Source organism: Epibacterium sp. ABV4_022, from assembly GCF_056159345.1.
The window spans coordinates 2,034,833-2,054,118 of record NZ_JBSWVA010000001.1 but is presented as its reverse complement, the minus strand read 5'-3'; the positions used below and the strand labels follow the sequence as shown (position 1 = coordinate 2,054,118).

Here is a 19,286-nt window from a genome sequence, read left to right as displayed (position 1 = left end):
GACAGTACCGCTGCATGTATCCTGGCGCAGAAAGGACGGACACGACATGACATTGCCGTTTGACGGGGCGATCAGCACGTTCTTTGAGGACGAAGCGCCCAAGGAGATCCGCAAGGCGATCAAGACCGCGCATAAGGACGATATCCTGAACCCGACCTACCCCTACCGTGAAGAGATCGCGAAACAGGACTACAAGGACCAGTACGAGGCGTTGCAGATCGAACTGGCGAAACTGCAAGCCTGGGTGAAGGCCTCCGGACAACGCATCGCCATCGTCTTTGAGGGCCGGGATGCGGCTGGCAAAGGCGGGACGATCAAGCGCTTTCGCGAGAACCTCAATCCGCGGGGGGCGCGTGTTGTCGCGCTCAACAAGCCGACGGAAACGGAGGCGACGCAATGGTATTTCCAGCGCTATATCACCCAGCTTCCGGCCGGCGGCGAGATCGTTTTCTTCGACCGCAGCTGGTACAACCGCGGCGTGGTGGAAAAGGTGTTCGATTTCTGCACCGACGCGGAACGCGAACACTTCTTCTCGCAAGTCATTGATTTTGAAAAGATGCTGGTGGATGAGGGCATTCACCTGTTCAAGTTCTGGCTCAACGTCGGGCGCGCGGAGCAGCTGCGGCGCTTTCTGGCCCGGGAACGTGATCCGCTCAAGCAGTGGAAACTGAGCTGGATCGATGTCGAGGGGCTGAAACGCTGGGACACCTACTCCAGGGCGATCCGCGAAACCCTCTATCGCGGCCAAAGCCCGCATGCGCCCTGGACCGTGGTGCGCTCTGACGACAAGAAGCGGGCGCGACTGGAAGCGATCCGCCATGTCCTGTTGAACACGGACTACGACAACAAGGACGTCGAGGCCATCGGCGTCGCTGACACCAGCATCTGTGCAGGGCCGGACATCTGGGATGCCTAAACGCGGCTATCATCACGGCAACCTGCGTCAGGCGCTGGTGGAGGCCGCCCTGCGCCTGATCGAGGTAAAGGGCCCCACCGGGTTCACCCTCTCGGAGGCGGCAAAGCAGGCCGGCGTCACCCCGGCTGCGGTCTATCGCCACTTCGAGGGGCGCGAGGACCTGATCGCCGAGGCCGCGCGGCAGGGATTTGTGATGTTTGCCGACCTGATGCAGCACGCCTATGACAAGTATCAGCCCTCTGCCCTCGCCGCCTTCGAGGCCACCGGGCGCGCCTATCTGGCCTTTGCACGCAAGCATCCCGGCCACTATATTGCGATGTTCGAAAGCGGCATTTCTGCAAATCGCACGCCGGAATTGGCCGATGCCGCCAAACGGGCGCGTGGTGTGCTGGAACAAGCCGCCGCAGAGTTGAGCCAGCACATCCCGGCGGAAAAACGTCCTCCGGCCTCGATGTTCTCCGCCCATATCATGGCGATGAGCCATGGCGTCGTCGAACTCTTTGCCCGCAACGCGCCCGGAACCGCCTCCCCCTATGCGCCCGAGGACCTGCTGGAAACCGGGATCGGCATTTACCTGCGGGGTCTGGGCCTGATCGACCCGGACCTGTAGCGCTCTCCCCCCAAACACCCATGATGCATCACGTCTGAGGCGCCCTCCCTTGGTCCTGCCCCACGCATAAGACGGGATTGCGCCCGTTTTTCAGGCAGTCCGCGGCCGCCTGCGCGCTTTTGACGATGGGCTTACTCTTGTTTCAGAACGCCTTAAAGCCCCGTTCCTAGGGTCTGCCCTGTGCAAGGTAGGTGTTAGGAGCTTGGTATGCCTCTTCGATTGATTATGTTTTTGGTTATCATGCCCCTGTTTGCCATGGGCGGTTTCTTTGCCGTCCTCGAGCTTCAGAGGCACTGGGAGGACCGCGCGGACGCCGCCGCAACCCGCCTGGAAACGCAAGAGGAGACACTCGTCAACACGCTTGTGCACGAGTTGCAAAAGGAACGGGGCTATTCCGCCGGTTTCATTGCCTCGAAAGGGCAGAACTTCCCGCAAGAGCTGGCCGCGCAGCGGCAGTTGACCAACGAGGCTCTGACGGTTGTCTCCGACCGGGTTCAGTTCCTGACCGTGAAAAAACCGGATCTGAACCAAGCACTGCGCGCGCGGATGGAGGACCTTGCCGCCATGCGTGGACAGGTGGACGCGCTCGCGCTGACCGTGCCCGAGATGGCGAAATATTACACGACAACCATCGGGATGTACCTGGATCTGGCCCGCCCCGTTCAACTCGAAACCCCGTCACACCGGGTTCAGTCCCTCGTTCAGGCGCGAACCTTGCTCGGTGCCGCCAAGGAGGCCGCCGGGCTGGAGCGTGCCATGGGGGCCACGGGCCTGGGCGGCGGGTTCTCGCTGGCTTTGCATGACCGCTTCGTCTCTCTGGGCGGCGCGCAGCAGGCACATCTCCATGAGGTTGACGCGATGGTCGATCTCGACGTCTGGCTGGCAGAGCTGATGGCGACTGAGGAATACGCCCGGATCGCACAGGCGCGGCAGACCATTCTTGGCGGTTTCGAAAGCGGTGACTATGGCGCCCTGACCGCGCCGGACTGGTTTGCCCTTTCGACCGACTGGATCAATGCACTCCGCATGCAGGAAGAGCGCCTAACCGCTGAAATCAAACAAATTTCCACCGAAATCGAGAGCCGTTCCGACAGCGCTTTCCGGACCTACGCGATCCTGTGCGCGCTCGCCGTCACCGGTGCCCTGGGGTTTGCGGTGCTTGTGTTCGAACGCATGATCAAGCGTATTCACGGGCTCACCGCTGCGGTGGACGGCTTTGCCAACGGTAAATTCGACATTCATGTCGAGGGCATCGATGGCAAGGATGAGCTGAGCCGGATGGCGCGTGTCATCTACAGGTTCAAGCAGGAAACCCTGCAAATGCGCCGCGATGCCGAGGCGCTGGCGGCCGAGCAAGACAAGCGCAAATCCGAACAGGATTTTGTTGTCGCTGAGCTGCGGGGCGGCCTGTCCCGCCTCTCTGACGGCGATCTGACCGTGAGTGTCGATGCCGCCTTCCCGCAGGACTACGAAGATCTGCGTGTCGGGTTCAATCAGACCATCAGCCGTTTGCGCGATGCCATGGAACAGGTGATCGAAGCCGCCCACAGCCTGAGCACGGGGGCTGCGGAAATCGACCAGGCCGCGGGCGACCTGTCCCATCGCACCGAAAGCCAGGCGGCCACGCTGGAGGAAACCGCAGCTGCCCTGGAGGAACTGACCGCCAGCGTCAAATCCGCCGCAGACGGCGCCCGTTCGGTTGAACATACCACCGAGAATGCCAAAATCGAAGCCACCCGCAGCGGAACCGTGGTGCGGGACGCCGTGGACGCCATGGCCGAAATCGAGAAAGGTTCCGATCAGATCGCACAGATCATCGGCGTGATTGACGACATCGCGTTCCAGACCAACCTTCTGGCCCTGAACGCCGGTGTGGAGGCCGCACGCGCTGGCGAGGCCGGCCGCGGGTTTGCCGTCGTCGCCTCCGAGGTGCGCGCCCTTGCGCAACGGTCGTCCAGCGCCGCGATGGAGATCAAGACGCTAATCGGAGACAGTTCTCATCAGGTGGAACGCGGGGCCGGGCTGGTCAGAGATGCAGGCACCGCGCTGGAGAGCATCGTCAAGCAGGTCACGCATATCTCCGGCCTTGTCAGCGATATCGCCGAAGGGGCGCTGGAGCAATCGACGGGTCTGGAAGAAATCAACACCGGCGTGGTTCAGCTCGATCAGGTCACCCAGCAGAACGCAGCCATGGTGGAGGAAACCACCGCCGCCAGCACGTTGCTGAATAGCAATGCGCGGCAACTCGATACAATCGTGCAGCGGTTCAGGATCCGCGCGGAAAACACCCAGATCGAGCAACGCCCGCCAGCCACCGACCTGCTATCAGAGACACAGCACACGGCGCTCCCTCACGCCAGCTGACCCGCTAGCCACGGATCAAAGCGGTCCTCACCGGCACACTGCCTGGACCGACAAAGAAAAAGGCCACCCGAAGGTGGCCTTTTGCAATAATCGTAAGATCCAGCGGATTAACGCTTGGAGAACTGGAAGGAACGACGGGCCTTGCGGCGGCCGAACTTCTTACGTTCCACAACGCGGCTGTCGCGGGTCAGGAAGCCTGCGGCTTTCAGGGCGCCACGCAGCGAGGGATCATAAAGCTGCAGCGCTTTGGAGATGCCGTGCTTGACCGCGCCGGCCTGACCGGAGAGGCCACCGCCCTTGACGGTTGCGTAGACGTCGAACTGGTCTTCCACACCGGCAACGGTGAAGGGTTGACGCAGAATCATCTGCAGCACCGGACGGGCGAAGTATTTGTTCAGCTCTTTGCCGTTCACTTCGACCTTGCCGGAACCCGGCTTGATCCAGACACGGGCAATCGCGTCTTTCCGCTTGCCGGTGGCGTAGGAGCGACCCAGCTCGTCACGAACGGGCTCGCGCGGGGCCAGCTCTTCGGCTGCGGTTTCGACGCCTGCGACAGCGCCCAGCTCTTCGAGAGTGTTGATCTGATCAGCCATCGTCATTAGCTCCGGGTGTTTTTCTTGTTCATGGATTTGACATCCAGAACTTCGGGGCTCTGGGCTTCATGCGGGTGCTCGGCACCGGCATAGATGCGCAGGTTGGTCATCTGCTGACGGGACAGGCGGTTGCCCGGCAGCATGCGCTTCACGGCCTGCATGACCACGCGCTCGGGGTGTGCACCGTCGAGGATCTGCTGTTTGGTGCGGGACTTGATGCCGCCCGGGTGGCCAGTGTGCCAGTAGAAGTGCTCGTCGCGCTTCTTGCCGGTCATCTGGATCTTGTCCGCGTTGATGACGATGACGTTGTCACCCATGTCCATGTGAGGGGTGAACGACGGTTTATGCTTGCCGCGCAGGCGGGTGGCAACGATCGACGCAAGACGGCCCAGCACCACGCCCTCGGCGTCGATGATGATCCACTTCTTGTCGATGTCTGCCGGAGTAGCAGAGAAGGTTTTCATGTCAGGTCAATCCTGTTTGTCGTGACGATAGCGCCGCAAGCGACTCCATCTGAATTCGATGGACGGGGTTTACGGCGCTGTCACACAACAGTCAACACAGGCAAATCACATAAAACCATTTGATTTCAGTGTGTTAAAAAATAGGTATCAAAATACCCCACGCCCTAGCGGGTTCAAACGCTGATTTGCTCCGGCGGATTGTCCAAAAGCATGCGCAGCCGCAGCATCGCATCCTCGAACCGCGCCAGCGTAACATGCCCGTTGATGGCGATGCGCACCGCATTTGGGGCGCGCCCGTCGCGCAGGGCGAACTCATCCGCGGACCGCAGTTGCACCCCCTGCCCCTCGGCCGCACGGGTAAAGGCCCCGGCCCGCCAGCCGGATGGCAGGCGCAACCACAGGAAGGGCACCTGCGCGTCCCAGGTCAGCTCAAACGCACCAAGCGCATTGACGGCGACCCGCACGTAATCTGCCATTTCCTCGCGTACCGCTTGCACCAGCTTCTTGCTGCGCGGATCGGACAGCAGGATACGCGTGACCTCGGCCAGGGGCTGGGCGAGACCAAAATACCCGTATTCCGCCACCCGCCGCAGTTCGGAGGATTTCCCGACCGGCGCGATCGCAAAGCCGACCCGCAAGGCCGGGGTCAGGGATTTGGAAATCGACGTGACATGCCAGCTGAGGTCCGGCGCCAGGGCCCGATAGGTGGGCGCCCGCGCTTCGCCCATGCGGTAACAGTCATCCTCGATAATTTGTACCCCATGCCGGCGCAGCACAGCGATAATCTCCTTGCGGCGTTCCAGCGGCGTGAACGTCCCGGTGGGATTGTGCACCTCCGGACTGGTACAAAGCACAGAGCCCCCCGATTTCTTGATCGCAAGCTCCAGTGCTTCGGGCACAATGCCGTGCTCATCAATGGCGACACCGACAACCTTTGCGCGCAGGACTTCGGCCGCGCGCCGGAACCCGGCGTAGGACAGATCCTCCACCAGAATGGTCGGATTGTTGTCTTTCAGGATGGCCTGCAACACGGTCATCACGGCGTTCTGCCCGCCGTGGGTCAGCACGATGTCTCGCTCGCCCAACGGGCCAAGCGGCGTGTCCGACAGCCAGTCGACCACCGCCTGCCGCACGGGTTGATAGGCGTCACGCGTCGGATAGTTCAACAGCGAAAGCCGGTCACAATCCGCTGATTTTCTTAGTGCTTCTCGGATGAGCTTGACCTGGCCGACATCCACCAGACGCGGGCTGAACAGGCTGACGTGGTTGGGATTGCTCTGCTCCAGCAGATGCAACTGACGCGACCAGACATCATCCATCACGGCGGTTTCACGCTCGGCCACAAAGGTGCCGCGGCCGACTTCGGCCTGCAAAACCCCCTCGTCGGTGAGGATGGTATACGCGCGCGCTACGGTGCCGGGCGTGATGCTGAGCTGATAGGCAAGCTCCCGTACAGGTGGTAATTTTGCGCCCACCTGCAATGTACCACTCTCGACCGCCAATCGTATCGTATCTGCGACGCGCTTGTATTTCGGGCCGGGTTTCTCGGCCAGCGATCCGGTCAAGGTGGAGGGCCAAATTGTACCCATCACAATCTCCGTTTAGACAATCCGTATCACATTTTGTACTCATCATATGCCAGCACATTCAAATTGCATCAATACAAAATGTGAGACGTACCATGACAAATGTGACAGAACACCCGACACACCTTGCCTATCTGACCAGCCGCCCGGCGCTGCCGATGGTTGCAGAAGCGGCGATCGGATTTGCGGTTCTGGTCACCAAATGGTCCGTCCGAAAGCGCACCCGCCGCCAGCTGCAACGCCTCGAGGCGCATCAGCTGCGCGATATCGGCCTCCAACGAGAGGACGCCATGCGCGAAGGAACTCTTCCGTTCTGGAGACCCTGATCCCCGGGGCACAGAACCAACTGGCAGGCCGGAGCTCGTCTCCGGCCCTTTTTTTGGCCAAGCGCGATCCCGCTTCCCTACATTTTTACCTTGATCGAATCCCCGCGCTTTCCTATCTGCGCCTCACTTTCGGTACCGATCCCAACCCTGAACTCTTATTCGGGGGGGCGCTAAGGACCGTCTGGATTGTCATCTACTGGAACGAAGGGGAGTGTCATGTCCGACGCCAACCTCTTCCAACTGGGGATCGGTCTGGAGACAGGCGCCCATGAGGAAGATACCGCCCGCGGTGTATCCACCGCTATTGTGAACTCTTTGGTTGACGCCGACCGAGAGGATCACTTCATCCGTCGCGACGGCAAGGTGTTTGCCGGCACCCACCTGATCATCGAAGTGATGAAAGGCACCGGTCTGGACTGTCAGACCCGGATCGAAGACGCCTTTCGCAAGATGGTCGAGGTTTGCGGCGCAACCCTGCTGCACATCCACACCCATAAATTCTCGCCGCAGGGCGTCTCCGGTGTGGCCGTGCTGGCCGAGAGCCATATCTCCGTGCACACTTGGCCGGAAATTGGCTATGGCGCATTTGACGTCTTTATGTGTGGCGATGCAGAGCCATGGAAGGCCGTCGATGTGCTGAAATCCGCCTTTGAGACCGATGTGGTCGAGGTGCGTGAACTGTTGCGCGGCGAGGAAATCGTCGCAAAGGAGGTCGCCGCATGACGGATGAGGTCTGGAACACCGAACGCCTGCACGATCATTTCGCCCAATCCCTGCGGGTGAGCGAAATGTATTACGACAGCAAGACCGAGCACCAGCGGCTCAAGGTCTTTCAGAACGGCACCTTCGGGCGTGTTCTGACGCTCGATGACGTGGTTCAGACCACCGAAGGCGACAACTTCATCTATCATGAGATGCTGACCCATGTGCCGATCCTGGCGCATGGGGCCGCAAAACGCGTGCTGATCATCGGCGGCGGCGATGGCGGCATTGCCCGCGAGGTGCTGAAACACGCCTCGGTCGAGCATGTCACCATGGTGGAAATCGACGCCGGCGTTGTCGACTTTTCCAAGGAATACCTGCCGACGCTGAGCCAGGGCGCCTTTGACGATGCGCGGCTCAATCTGGTGATCAACGATGGCGCGGTCTTCATGAAGGAAACCGATGACAAGTTCGACGTCATCATTGTCGATTCCACCGACCCGATCGGCCCCGGTGAGGTTCTGTTTACCGATACATTCTACGGCCATGCCGCCCGCGCCCTGACCGAGGACGGCATCATAGTCACCCAGAATGGCGTGCCCTTTATGCAAGGGGACGAGTTGACCAATACCATGCGGGCCTTTCAGGCGCTGTTTCAGGACGCGACCTGCTATCTCGCCACCATTCCGACCTATGTCGGCGGCCCGATGGCGCTTGGTTGGGGCAGCCACTCGACCAAGGCGCGCGATGTGGATCTGGCAACGCTCGAGGCGCGCTTTGCCGCCGCGAACCTCACCCCCGACTACTACACGCCCGAGGTGCACAAGGCGGCGTTTGCCCTGCCGGGATATGTTAAAAAACTGTTCCCCTGAAACAGGTTGAACAACACATTTAAAGAGCGTCCGCGGAGCGATCCGCGGGCGCTCTTATCGTTTCGGCGGGATCGAGTATGTCATGGTGGAGCGCGCAACCGGCTCGGGTTTTCCGTCGGAGAACAGCAGCACATCTCCCACGGCCAGGCTGCGGCCCAGCTTCAGCAGCCGCGCCTGCCCCAGCAGATCGCAGCCGCTTTCAGGTTTGCGCATGAAATCAAGCGAGGCATTGGTCGTGACCGCAAGCGCCTCGCGCCCCAGATGCGCCAGCACCAGCGCATAGACCGACACATCGGCGAGCGCGAACATCGAAGGCCCCGACACGGTGCCACCGGGACGCAGGTGCCGATCCTGGACGTTCAGGCGCATGGTGATCGCACCGGGGCTCAGCTCATCAATGCTGAACTCACCCCGGATCTGCGGAAAAACATCCTCCAGATAGGCGCTCAGCCCCTCTTTTGTAAAAACCAAGTCCATCCCGGCGTCTCCACTTCTGTCTGCGCGTCAGTGTGCATGCAGCAAGGGCCGCCTCAAGAAATTTTGCATAAAACGCCACGGCATTTCAGGTCCTGCCCTTCACGGGTTCAGAACTTCTGATGATTTTTCCTAAAATTTTCGGACAATTTAGCCTTTGTTTACGAATGGCGCGTTATTGTTTCCATATTGAGGCTTCTAAAGAAGGCAAGATCGTGGCAAGAGTTGGGCAGGCCAACTGGCTTGCCGCAATTCGGGCCGCTGCTTCGGATCGTCCCTCCTACCGGATCTCTCACCCGGGTTTGACGTCCACGAAGCTGCGGCCCTAATTATTTCCGCCTCCCCGCACCGATGACCACCAGGCGATATTGCGCCCGCAGGCCACCTGCCCTATGTGCCCTGTCATGACACAAGAGCTTCATATCGTCGGCGGCGGAATGGCCGGATCCGAGGCCGCCTGGCAGGCGGCCCACATGGGCGTCAACGTGGTGATCCACGAGATGCGGCCCAAGGTTGAAACCTTTGCCCACCAGACCGGCAACTTGGGCGAAATGGTCTGCTCCAACTCCTTCCGCTCGGATGATGACGAACAGAACGCCGTGGGCCTTTTGCATTGGGAAATGCGCGCGGCCAATGGTCTGATCATGACCACGGCGGACGAGCACCGCCTGCCCGCCGGTGGCGCCCTGGCGGTCGACCGCGATCCGTTTGCGGAAACCGTGACGGCCAAGCTCAAGGCCCTGCCCAATGTGCAGATCTCTTACGAGGAAGTCACCGACCTGCCCGCGGACGGACAGTGGATCTTTGCCACCGGCCCGCTGACCTCGCCCGCCTTGGGTGAGGCAATCCAGCGTGAAACCGGCGCAGAGCGGCTTGCGTTTTTCGATGCCATTGCGCCAATTGTCTACGCCGACAGCATCGACATGTCGCAGGCCTGGATGCAGTCGCGGTACGACAAGGGCGAAACCGAGGAAGAGCGCACCGCCTACCTCAACTGCCCGATGACCAAGGATCAGTATGAGGCCTTCATCGACGCGCTTCTGGCCGCCGATAAGACCGAGTTCCACGAAGGCGAAACCGCTGGCTATTTCGACGGCTGCCTGCCGATCGAAGTAATGGCAGAGCGCGGTCGCGAGACCCTGCGCCATGGCCCGATGAAACCCGTGGGCCTGACCAATCCGCATAAACCGGACGAGAAAGCCTGGGCCGTGGTACAGCTGCGTCGCGACAATGCGTTGGGTACGCTGTTCAATATCGTCGGCTTTCAGACCAAGATGAAATACGGCGCCCAAGCTGATGTTTTCCGTATGATTCCGGGGCTGGAGAACGCAAGTTTTGCGCGCCTTGGCGGTATCCACCGCAACACATTCCTGAACTCGCCCACATTGCTGGATCATGAGATGCGGCTGAAGTCAAAGCCCAACATCCGCTTTGCCGGTCAGGTCACGGGCGTCGAGGGCTATGTCGAAAGTGCTGCGATGGGGCTGCTCGCCGGGCGTCTTGCTGCGGCAGAGATCCTCGGCAAAGAGCTGCCGCACGTGCCGCAGGACAGCGCCATGGGGGCCTTGATCCACCACATCACCGGCGGTGCCGAGGCCAAGACCTTTCAGCCTATGAATGTGAACTTCGGCCTGTTCCGTCCGGTTGACGGGCTGAAAGGCGGGCGTCGCGGGCGCAAGGACCGCTACAAGGCCTATACCGACCGCGCCAAGGCGGCGTGGCAGGACTGGCTGCAAAACTTTTGATGGACGCGCGTATGATCCCGGCTCTAGACTGGGATCATGACTGAAAAGTTCCTCGAAAAGGTCTACGGTCTCAACACAGTTGAAGAGACTGTCGACCATTACAATCGCTGGGCAGCCAGCTATGATGCGGAAATCGCTGAAAATAACTATGCGACTCCCGGCCGGATCGCGGATGCGCTCTGGTCCGTGCTGCCTGATGCTTCGGCACCGTTGCTGGACTTTGGCTGCGGGACCGGGCTCTCCGGGATTGCGCTGCGCCGGGTTGGATATGAGACCATAGATGGCGTTGATCCCTCGCAGGAAATGCTGAACGTCGCCCGCAGCAAGGGTGCCCACAGGAACCTGACGCAGATCGATCCCGACAGCAGCACGCCGTTCAACTCAGGCGCTTACAAAGCGGTTGTCGCCTGTGGCGTGCTTGGTACCGGGGCGGCGCCGGCCTCCGTTTTTGGGCATTTGATGCATGGGCTGAACCGCGGCGATCTACTGGCATTTTCTCTGAACGATCATGCGCTTGCCGATCCCAGCTACATCGGTGCGATGAATGAATGGCTTGATTGCGGGGCGGCCCGGTTGCTATTCAAGGAACATGGCCCGCACCTACCGGGCCTCAACTTGAACGCTGACGTCTATGTGATTGAAAAAGTGTGACCTTCACCACTCGTTTTGCTCCGTCGCCGACGGGGCCACTGCATCTCGGACATGCCTATTCCGCGCTGCTCGCATCCGACATGGCCAAACAGCGGAACGGCCAGTTCCTGCTACGCATTGAGGATATCGACCAGTCCCGCGCCCGCGCCTCTTGGGAGGAGCAGATCTATGAGGATCTGACGTGGCTGGGCCTGACGTGGCCCACACCCGTTATGCGCCAATCAGATCGCCTGCCTCGATACCGGGGGGCGTTGGAACGGCTCAATGCGCGTGGCCTGACCTATCCGTGCCGGTGCAACCGCTCTGATATCGAAGCGGCAGCCGGCGCCCCGCAGGAAGGCGTGCCGCAGTTCGGTCCCGATGGGCGGATCTATCCCGGAACCTGTCGCCAGCGCAGCATGGCGGAGGCCGGTCCGAATGATGTGATCCGCCTCAATATGGCGGCCGCGCTGGAGCAGCTCCCTCAACTGGCTTTTGTTGAGACATCCCAGAATCTTGGCGGATGTATTTCACTCGAACGGGACCACCTGATTCAGGCGGTGGGCGACATCATTCTCGTGCGCCGCAATATGGGCAGCTCCTATCACCTGTCCGTGGTGGTGGATGATGCAGATCAGGGGATCACCGATGTAGTGCGTGGGGCAGATCTGTTTGAGAGCACGCAAATCCATGTGGTTCTGCAAGCCCTCCTGGATCTACCCGTGCCGCGCTATCACCATCACAGATTGATCCGCGATCCGCAGGGCAAGCGCCTCGCCAAGCGGGATGACGCCCGCGCGATTGCGAAATATCGTGCCGACGGCGCCAGTCCGCAAGACATCAGAGCGCTTGTCGGATTGGGCTAGATTCCCCGATAAATCAGGACATTGGCGTCATGATCTCAACTTCTTCGCCATCGCGCACAGCGGTGTAGAAGCAGCTGCGCCGGTTGGTGTGGCACGCGGGGCCGGTCTGCCGCACCAGCGCCAGCAACGCATCCCGATCACAGTCGACGCGCAGCTCCACCAGCTCCTGAACGTGGCCGGAGCTTTCGCCCTTGATCCAGAACGACTGGCGCGAGCGCGACCAATAGGTCACGCGCCCGGTCTCGAGTGTCTTGGCAACGCTTTCCGCATTCATCCAGGCCATCATCAGGATTTCGCCGCTTTCCACGTCTTGCGCGATACAGGGCACCAGCCCCGCCTCATTGTAAGTCAACGTTTCAGGCGAAAATTTCACCGGATCTTGCATGTCAAAAACCTTTTGCATCTCGGGGGCGCGCCCCTATGTATGGGGAACACGGCCTTAGGGAAACCCAGGAAATCTACATGTCCGGCGAAACCGATCTGATCAAGCTTTACTCCACCAAGATCCTCGCGCTGGCGGCGGATATTCCGCATCAGGGGTCGCTGGACGCGCCGGATGCGACGGTCAAGCGGCGCTCGCCACTGTGCGGGTCAACTGTAACGGTGGATGTGGCGCTGGAGGATGGCAAGGTCGCGCGATTTGCGCAGGACGTGAAAGCCTGCGCGCTCGGCCAGGCCTCAGCCGCGGTCGTGGGCGCAGCGATCATCGGGCGCAGCACGGGTGAGGTTGAAACAGCGCGCGATCAGCTGAAGGCGATGCTGACCGAAGGCGGCCCTGCCCCGGATGCCCCATTTGACGGTCTCGAAGTGCTGACGCCGGCACGGGAATTCAAGAACCGGCACGCCTCGATCATGCTGGCGCTGGAGGCCACGCTGGAGGCAATGCAGACCGCACAAAAGGCCGACTGCGCCTGACCTGCTGCCGCGGTACCATTCTCTCCTAAACAGCAGTAACCAAGAAAAAACCGCCGCACATCCGGGCAGATGGCGGCGGTAAGTCAAAGCACTGTCATGCGGGACCCGGGAGACACCAAACACCGGAGGGAAAACTCTGGTGCGGATCGAACAGGCAATCGATCCTTACGGGACTTGAGGCTGGTGTCCCCGGCATGACAGCACAAAGGAAACTGTGAACGGGTTACAAAAGGCGTGAAGACGTCGTTTAGATCAGGCCCGGCAGATGCAGTCCGACGATCAGCATGACAACCAGAGACGCCGCGCCCAGAGCATCCTGCAACAGGGTGGACTGTGAATTGCGCAGTGCGGATTTGAATTGCGTGACCATCTGAAAACCTCCTCGATCTCTGTCCTGCGTACGCGACGCCTTGTTGTCCTTTTGTTCTCATTTCACGCGAGTCGTGTAAAGAACTTTTTGGGAACATTTGCGAACAAAGTAGAACAAAGATGAGAACACGTTCCCGGAGGAGCGTATTATCCCACTGAAATCAGGCGGATAGCCTCATCCTGACGCAATAGCCACAACAGCGTGCGCGCCGCGCGCCCCCGGTCACTGGACAAATCCGGGTCAGAGGTCATCAGGGCACGTGCATCACTCTGGGCGATCGCCATCAGATCCGCCTGCCGTTCCAGATCCGCGATCCGGAAACGCGGCAGGCCGGATTGGGCGGTGCCGATCACATCCCCCGCACCGCGCATCTGTAGGTCGGTTTCAGCGATGACAAATCCATCTTCGCTTTCGCGCAGCACCTCAAGTCGCCTGCGCCCGCCCTCGGTGAGCGGTGGCTGATACATCAACAGACAGGTGGATTGGGCCGTTCCACGCCCGACACGCCCGCGCAGCTGGTGCAATTGCGCAAGGCCAAAGATCTCGGCGCGCTCGATCACCATGATGGAGGCATTGGGCACATTCACCCCCACCTCGATCACTGTCGTTGCGACCAGAACCCGAGTGCGCCCTTCCTGAAAAGCGGCCATGGCGGCGTCTTTTTCTGCGGGGGGCATCTGACCATGCACCAGCCCCACCACATCATCGCCCAGCACCGCCCGCAGGTGTTTGAACCGCTCATCGGCAGCGGTCAGATCCATGACCTCGGACTCTTCGACCAGCGGGCAGACCCAGTAACACTGCCGTCCCTCAGCAATAGCGCGGCGCAGATGGTCCACCACCTCGGACATGCGTTCGGTGCTGAGGATCGCGGTCTTGATTGGTTTGCGCCCCGGTGGTTTCTCGTCGAGGATCGAGACTTCCATATCGCCGTATTGGGTCAGCGCCAACGAGCGCGGGATCGGCGTCGCGGTCATCACCAGCACATCGGCACGCTTGCCCTTTTCAGCCAGCTCCATGCGTTGCCGCACACCAAATCGGTGCTGTTCGTCGACAATGACCAGCCGCAAATCGTCAAAGACAACATCCTGTTGAAACACCGCGTGGGTGCCGACAAGGATATGAATATCGCCACGTTGCAGCGCCTCGGTCTTGGCGCGCCGGTCCTTGCCCTTGTCACGCCCGGTCAGGATCTCCAGCACTACACCGGCGTCATCGGCCAGAGGTTTCAGCCCCTCAAGGTGTTGACGCGCAAGGATTTCTGTCGGCGCCATCATCACGCCCTGACCGCCAGCCTCCACGGCCACCAGCAGCGCCATAAAGGCCACCAGCGTCTTGCCCGCCCCGACATCGCCTTGCAGCAAACGGTTCATACGCCGCCCGGAGGCCATATCGGCGGTGATCTCTTCGATCGCGCGCCCCTGTGCGCCCGTGGGCTTATACGGCAGCGCCGAGAGCACTTTGCTTTGCAGTTTTCCCGTGGCGACTGAGCTGCGCCCCGGCTGTTCACGCTCCACCGAGCGGGCAATGGCCAGCGTCAGCTGATGGGCGAACAACTCATCATAGGCAAGCCTGGCCCGCGCCGGGGCTTCGGGCTCCAGATCGCTCAGGTGCCCCGGCGCATGGGCTGTGGCGATGGCCTCGTGCCAATCCGCCCAGCCCTGCTTGGCCTTATAGGATGCATCCATCCATTCGGTGAGCTCAGGCACCCTCTGCAAGGCGCTCTGCACCGCTTTGAACATGGTTTTCTGCGTGATGCCGTGAGTCAGGTGATACACCGGTTCGAAATCCGGAATATCGCCCGCCTCCTCCAGCGGCAGCATGTGATCCGGGTGGACCATCTGCGCCATGCCGTCGAACAGTTCCAGCTTGCCTGAAACCACACGGCGGGACCCTTCCGGCAATTGCGCGGTCAGATAACGGCTGCGCCCGTGGAAAAAGACCAGTTGAAACTCCGTTTCCTGATCCGTCACATCGATCCGGTAGGCCCCGCCCTTGTTGCGCGCGGGGCGATGTCGCCCGACCGTGATCTCAACCGTCGCCGTGGTGGGCAACTCAAGCCCCCGAATGGTCTCGCGCCGACGCCGATCCACAACGCTATAGGGGAGCGCGAACAAGAGATCCCGTGGTGCCGTGATCTGCAACTGTGCAAAGTGCTCGGCGGTTTTTGGACCGACACCTTGCAAAGTTTCTAATTCCGCAAAAAGCGGGAACAGTTGTTCCGGACGTCCGCTCATGATGCGCTCATGCCTGCCCGATCAAGTCCAGCCATTGATCCTCATCCATGGTATGCACGCCAAGCTCTGCTGCTTTGGTCGCCTTGGAGCCTGCCCCCGGACCGGCCACCAGAATATCGGTCTTTTTGGACACCGAGCCAGAGACCTTCGCACCCAAGGCTTCGGCACGGGCCTTGGCTTCGGCGCGGGTCATTTTCTCCAGCGTGCCGGTGAACACCACGGTTTTGCCCGCAACGGGGCTGTCCTCTGTCGGGGCGTCCGGTTCAATCACCTCCAGATGCGCGATCAGACGGTCGAAGGCCGCGCGTTCTTCGGGGTTGGCAAAAGCATCGGAAAGCGACAGCGCCACAGTCGGACCAAGCCCGTCGACGCTGATCAAATCATCCCAAGCCGCCTGCGCATCAGGGGCAACATCACAGACGGCAATCGCCGCTTTGCGTACTTCGGAAATCCTGGCGCGGCGCTCCTCAGCCTGAGCGGTCTGCCGTTCCAACAGTTCCGCCTCATCTGCGGCCCGATGCGCCAGCGCTGCCGGGCGTGCCAGATCTGCGGCCTCCGAAAGCGCAACCCAGGTGCGGAAATGCAGGGCAAGATCTTTCGCGGCCACCTCGCCCACATGGCGAATACCGAGGCCAAAGATCAGCCGCGCAAACTCGATACGCCGCTTGTCATCAATAGCCGCAAACAAGGCGGATACAGATTTGTCGCCCCAGCCTTCGCGGTTCTTGAGCTGCTGCATCCCGCTGCCATATCTTTCTTTTAATTCAAAGATATCGGCAGGCTCTTTGATCCAACCGTCGCTGTGGAACTGTTCGACCTGCTTGGCCCCCAGGCCTTCGATGTCAAAGGCCGCGCGGGAGACAAAATGTTTGAGCTTTTCGACGGCCTGCGCCGGGCAGATCAAACCGCCGCTGCACCGCCGCACCGCGTCGCCTTCTTCACGCACCGCCGGGCTGTTGCAGCGCGGACAATGGGTCGGGAATGCATACACTTCTGCGCCGTCGGGACGCCGGTTTAAGTCGACATCGGCAACTTTTGGTATCACATCGCCTGCGCGATAGATCTGCACCCAATCGCCGACGCGGATGTCCTTGCCGTCCCGGATTGTCTTCCCCTTGGAGTCGAGGCCAGCGATGTAATCCTCGTTGTGCAACGTCGCGTTGGACACGACTACACCGCCCACCGTCACCGGCTGCAATCGCGCCACCGGGCTAAGCGCCCCGGTGCGACCAACCTGAATGTCGATACCGTCGAGGCGCGTCCAGGCCAGTTCGGCCGGGAATTTATGCGCAATGGCCCAGCGTGGTGTGGTGGAGCGAAAGCCGAGACGCTCCTGCAGCGCGAGGTCGTTTACCTTATAGACCACGCCATCAATGTCATAGCCCAGATCCGCGCGCTGTTCTTCGATGCTGTGATAATGCGTCAGCAATTCCGCAATGGTCTGACAGCAGCGGGTCAACGGGTTGGTCTGGAAGCCGAGGGATTTAAATCTCTCGATCGCGTCAATTTGCGTTTCTGCGAGAGGTTCAGACAGTTCACCCCAGCTGTAAGCAAAGAAGCGCAAAGGTCTGGCACGGGTGATCTCTGCATCAAGCTGGCGCAGGGAGCCGGCGGCCGCGTTGCGCGGGTTGGCAAAGATCTTGCCGCCGGTTTCCGCGTGGCGGGCGTTCAGCGCCTCAAAATCCGCGTGGCTCATATAGACCTCGCCACGCACCTCCAGAACGTCGGGCGCGCCGGTGATCTGCTGCGGAATATCTTCGATCGTGCGGGCATTCTCGGTGACATTTTCACCCACAGCACCGTCCCCCCGCGTCGCCGCCTGTACCAGCGTGCCATTCTCATAGCGAAGAGAGAGTGACAGGCCGTCGATCTTCGGCTCTGCCGTAAACGCAAGCGGGGCGTCGGTGGACAGGCCAAGATAGCGGCGCAAGCCAGCGGCAAAATCCTCAACATCCTGATCTTCAAACGCATTTCCCAGCGACATCATGCGCACGGCATGCGCAACCTTGCCAAACCCGGAGGCGGCGGGCGCGCCAACGCTCTCGACACGCGTGGCCCCCTCGGCGAGTTCGGGAAAGGCCTCGGCCAAGGCCAGATAGCGCCGTTTCAGACGGTCATATTCAGCATCCGACAACGTCGGGGCGTCTTTCTGGTGATAGTCGAGATCCGCGGCCTCGATCTGCGCCTGAAGCGCCTCGAATTCGTCACGCGCGTCGGTCGCATTCATCGACCGGGGATCCTGCTCTGTCATCCTGGCTCCGCCCTTCGGGTATCTGTCTTGCCTTGGTGATAGTGCCCGATATGGAGGAGGTCCAGTGCCAGATCCTAGAGACGAAAAACCCCGCCGGGATGCTCAGCCCGACGGAGTTCTGAAAACCTTCAGGTTTCCGGATTTTCCTGCGTTCAGGCGCCGACCGCCATGCGTGGACCACCGGCCGAGAGATCTTCTTGTGGATCGCGCAGCACGTAGCCACGGCCCCAGACGGTCTCGATGTAGTTCTCGCCATCCGTTGCGGTGCTGAGCTTCTTGCGCAGTTTGCAGATGAACACGTCGATGATCTTGAGTTCCGGTTCATCCATGCCGCCATAGAGGTGGTTCAGGAACATCTCTTTGGTCAGGGTGGTGCCCTTGCGCAGGGAGAGAAGCTCCAGCATCTGGTATTCCTTGCCGGTCAGATGCACGGATTTGCCCTCGACGTCGACGGTCTTGGCATCCAGGTTAACCGAAATCTTGCCGGTCTTGATGATCGACTGGGAATGCCCCTTCGAGCGGCGGATGATCGCGTGAATGCGCGCCACCAGTTCCTCGCGGTGGAACGGCTTGGTCAGATAGTCATCCGCGCCAAAGCCAAAGCCCTTGATCTTGTTTTCGGTGTCATCGGCGCCAGAGAGGATCAGGATCGGGGTCTCAATACGCGACAAACGCAGCTGACGCAGAACCTCGTGACCGTTCATATCCGGCAGACCCAGATCCAGCAGGATCAGGTCATAGTCATAGAGCTTTGCCAGATCGATGCCCTCTTCGCCGAGGTCCGTGGTGTAAACGTTCAGGTTTGCATGAGTCAGCATCAGCTCGATGCTTTTCGCTGTCGTGGGATCATCCTCGACCAGAAGAATGCGCATATTGGGTCTCCGCCTGTACTCTGTTGTCCTCAGGTTGCGTTAACCTTGCTTGGAAAAGGTTAATGTCCCGTTACCATGTTGGTTAATTTTCCCGGATCGAACAAGTTAACGCGGCGGTTTTTACCTCAGGGATTACGATAATCCTTCAAACGCGTGGTTTTGAGGGCGTCTTCGCCGTGATCGGCGACCGCAGCGACCCAGCTCCGGAACTCTTCTTCACTCAGATTATACAGACGTAGCGCCTCGGTCTGGGGAATCAATCCGTACAAAACCCCGCGCACAACCGCGGCCTTGCGCGATGCCACCCATCGTTTTGTGGTTTGTGGCGGTAAATCCGCCCGAGTCATGACTGTTCCGTCCGGCAGAGTGACCGCACGGGGGCCATCAACTTTCTTTAAAAACATCGCTATGCCCTTACTAGGATGCGTAATCAGCTTGGTAGAGGCAGAGTGGCGCGCAGGCATTAACGGTAAGTGAAATCGCCCCCTTGAGA

Annotated in this window: 20 protein-coding genes; 10 read left to right on the top strand and 10 right to left on the bottom strand. The window is 60.4% G+C overall.

The window, feature by feature from the left end; translation table 11 throughout:
* The first annotated feature begins 46 nt into the window (after positions 1-46).
* The 3 genes from ppk2 to ACXAF5_RS09690 all read left to right on the top strand — a co-directional run bounded on the left by ppk2 (position 47) and on the right by ACXAF5_RS09690 (position 3,890).
* Positions 47-916 (top strand): polyphosphate kinase 2, encoded by an 870-nt coding sequence (gene ppk2, locus ACXAF5_RS09700; RefSeq protein ID WP_474946435.1) that lies wholly within the window; start codon positions 47-49, stop codon positions 914-916.
* A complete protein-coding gene (locus ACXAF5_RS09695; RefSeq protein ID WP_474946434.1) occupies positions 909-1,526 on the top strand; it encodes a TetR/AcrR family transcriptional regulator in 618 nt (205 codons plus the stop codon). Before ppk2 ends, ACXAF5_RS09695 begins: the two co-directional genes overlap by 8 nt.
* 207 nt (positions 1,527-1,733) lie before the next feature.
* Complete coding sequence (locus ACXAF5_RS09690; RefSeq protein WP_474946433.1) at positions 1,734-3,890, top strand: methyl-accepting chemotaxis protein; 2,157 nt, start codon at positions 1,734-1,736, stop codon at positions 3,888-3,890.
* Positions 3,891-3,997: 107 nt separating this feature from the next.
* Here ACXAF5_RS09690 and rpsI read toward each other — a convergent pair whose 3' ends face one another.
* The 3 genes from rpsI to ACXAF5_RS09675 all read right to left on the bottom strand — a co-directional run bounded on the left by rpsI (position 3,998) and on the right by ACXAF5_RS09675 (position 6,536).
* Positions 3,998-4,483, bottom strand: coding sequence for a 30S ribosomal protein S9 (gene rpsI, locus ACXAF5_RS09685; RefSeq protein WP_239321570.1), 486 nt, complete (start codon positions 4,481-4,483; stop codon positions 3,998-4,000).
* Between the two features lie 5 nt (positions 4,484-4,488).
* Positions 4,489-4,947, bottom strand: coding sequence for a 50S ribosomal protein L13 (rplM, locus tag ACXAF5_RS09680; protein WP_239321572.1), 459 nt, complete (start codon positions 4,945-4,947; stop codon positions 4,489-4,491).
* A 173-nt stretch (positions 4,948-5,120) separates the two neighbouring features.
* Entirely contained in the window at positions 5,121-6,536 is a 1,416-nt protein-coding gene (locus tag ACXAF5_RS09675) for an aminotransferase-like domain-containing protein (RefSeq protein WP_474946432.1), read from the bottom strand.
* Positions 6,537-6,628: 92 nt separating this feature from the next.
* Here ACXAF5_RS09675 and ACXAF5_RS09670 point away from each other — a divergent pair, with 92 nt between their 5' ends.
* The 3 genes from ACXAF5_RS09670 to speE all read left to right on the top strand — a co-directional run bounded on the left by ACXAF5_RS09670 (position 6,629) and on the right by speE (position 8,433).
* Entirely contained in the window at positions 6,629-6,859 is a 231-nt protein-coding gene (locus tag ACXAF5_RS09670) for a DUF1127 domain-containing protein (protein ID WP_474946431.1), read from the top strand.
* A 216-nt stretch (positions 6,860-7,075) separates the two neighbouring features.
* Positions 7,076-7,582: an adenosylmethionine decarboxylase gene (gene speD / locus ACXAF5_RS09665; protein ID WP_474946430.1), complete on the top strand. Its 507-nt coding sequence runs from the start codon at positions 7,076-7,078 to the stop codon at positions 7,580-7,582.
* The gene (gene speE / locus ACXAF5_RS09660) at positions 7,579-8,433 is read left to right on the top strand and encodes a polyamine aminopropyltransferase (RefSeq protein ID WP_239359176.1); all 855 of its coding nucleotides are present in this window, start codon (positions 7,579-7,581) and stop codon (positions 8,431-8,433) included. The genes speD and speE overlap by 4 nt, the downstream gene beginning before the upstream one ends.
* Before the next feature lie 54 nt (positions 8,434-8,487).
* Here the strand turns inward: speE and ACXAF5_RS09655 are convergent, their stop codons facing one another.
* Positions 8,488-8,910: a PaaI family thioesterase gene (locus tag ACXAF5_RS09655; RefSeq protein ID WP_474946429.1), complete on the bottom strand. Its 423-nt coding sequence runs from the start codon at positions 8,908-8,910 to the stop codon at positions 8,488-8,490.
* Between the two features lie 401 nt (positions 8,911-9,311).
* Here ACXAF5_RS09655 and trmFO point away from each other — a divergent pair, with 401 nt between their 5' ends.
* From trmFO to gluQRS, 3 genes are read left to right on the top strand one after another with little or no spacing between them, the layout of a single operon-like run.
* Positions 9,312-10,652: a methylenetetrahydrofolate--tRNA-(uracil(54)-C(5))-methyltransferase (FADH(2)-oxidizing) TrmFO gene (gene trmFO, locus ACXAF5_RS09650; RefSeq protein WP_474946428.1), complete on the top strand. Its 1,341-nt coding sequence runs from the start codon at positions 9,312-9,314 to the stop codon at positions 10,650-10,652.
* A gap of 36 nt (positions 10,653-10,688) precedes the next feature.
* Positions 10,689-11,303, top strand: coding sequence for a class I SAM-dependent DNA methyltransferase (locus ACXAF5_RS09645; protein ID WP_474946427.1), 615 nt, complete (start codon positions 10,689-10,691; stop codon positions 11,301-11,303).
* On the top strand, positions 11,300-12,148 hold the full coding sequence (gluQRS, locus tag ACXAF5_RS09640; protein WP_474946426.1) for a tRNA glutamyl-Q(34) synthetase GluQRS: 849 nt from the start codon (positions 11,300-11,302) through the stop codon (positions 12,146-12,148). The genes ACXAF5_RS09645 and gluQRS overlap by 4 nt, the downstream gene beginning before the upstream one ends.
* Positions 12,149-12,161: 13 nt before the next feature.
* Here the strand turns inward: gluQRS and hisI are convergent, their stop codons facing one another.
* Complete coding sequence (hisI, locus tag ACXAF5_RS09635; protein ID WP_239321590.1) at positions 12,162-12,551, bottom strand: phosphoribosyl-AMP cyclohydrolase; 390 nt, start codon at positions 12,549-12,551, stop codon at positions 12,162-12,164.
* Between the two features lie 59 nt (positions 12,552-12,610).
* Between hisI and ACXAF5_RS09630 the strand changes: the two genes are divergently transcribed.
* On the top strand, positions 12,611-13,063 hold the full coding sequence (locus ACXAF5_RS09630) for an iron-sulfur cluster assembly scaffold protein (RefSeq protein ID WP_239321592.1): 453 nt from the start codon (positions 12,611-12,613) through the stop codon (positions 13,061-13,063).
* Positions 13,064-13,310: 247 nt separating this feature from the next.
* Here ACXAF5_RS09630 and ACXAF5_RS09625 read toward each other — a convergent pair whose 3' ends face one another.
* The 5 genes from ACXAF5_RS09625 to sciP form a co-directional block, all read right to left on the bottom strand.
* On the bottom strand, positions 13,311-13,433 hold the full coding sequence (locus ACXAF5_RS09625) for a hypothetical protein (RefSeq protein ID WP_255729556.1): 123 nt from the start codon (positions 13,431-13,433) through the stop codon (positions 13,311-13,313).
* Positions 13,434-13,579: 146 nt separating this feature from the next.
* Positions 13,580-15,670, bottom strand: a complete 2,091-nt coding sequence (gene recG, locus ACXAF5_RS09620) for an ATP-dependent DNA helicase RecG (RefSeq protein WP_474946425.1) — start codon at positions 15,668-15,670, stop codon at positions 13,580-13,582.
* 7 nt (positions 15,671-15,677) lie between these two features.
* On the bottom strand, positions 15,678-17,897 hold the full coding sequence (gene ligA, locus ACXAF5_RS09615) for an NAD-dependent DNA ligase LigA (protein WP_474947824.1): 2,220 nt from the start codon (positions 17,895-17,897) through the stop codon (positions 15,678-15,680).
* Positions 17,898-18,073: 176 nt separating this feature from the next.
* Entirely contained in the window at positions 18,074-18,793 is a 720-nt protein-coding gene (gene ctrA / locus ACXAF5_RS09610; RefSeq protein WP_011538736.1) for a response regulator transcription factor CtrA, read from the bottom strand.
* A 125-nt stretch (positions 18,794-18,918) separates the two neighbouring features.
* Positions 18,919-19,197, bottom strand: coding sequence for a CtrA inhibitor SciP (sciP, locus tag ACXAF5_RS09605; protein ID WP_005611705.1), 279 nt, complete (start codon positions 19,195-19,197; stop codon positions 18,919-18,921).
* Positions 19,198-19,286: the final 89 nt, after the last annotated feature.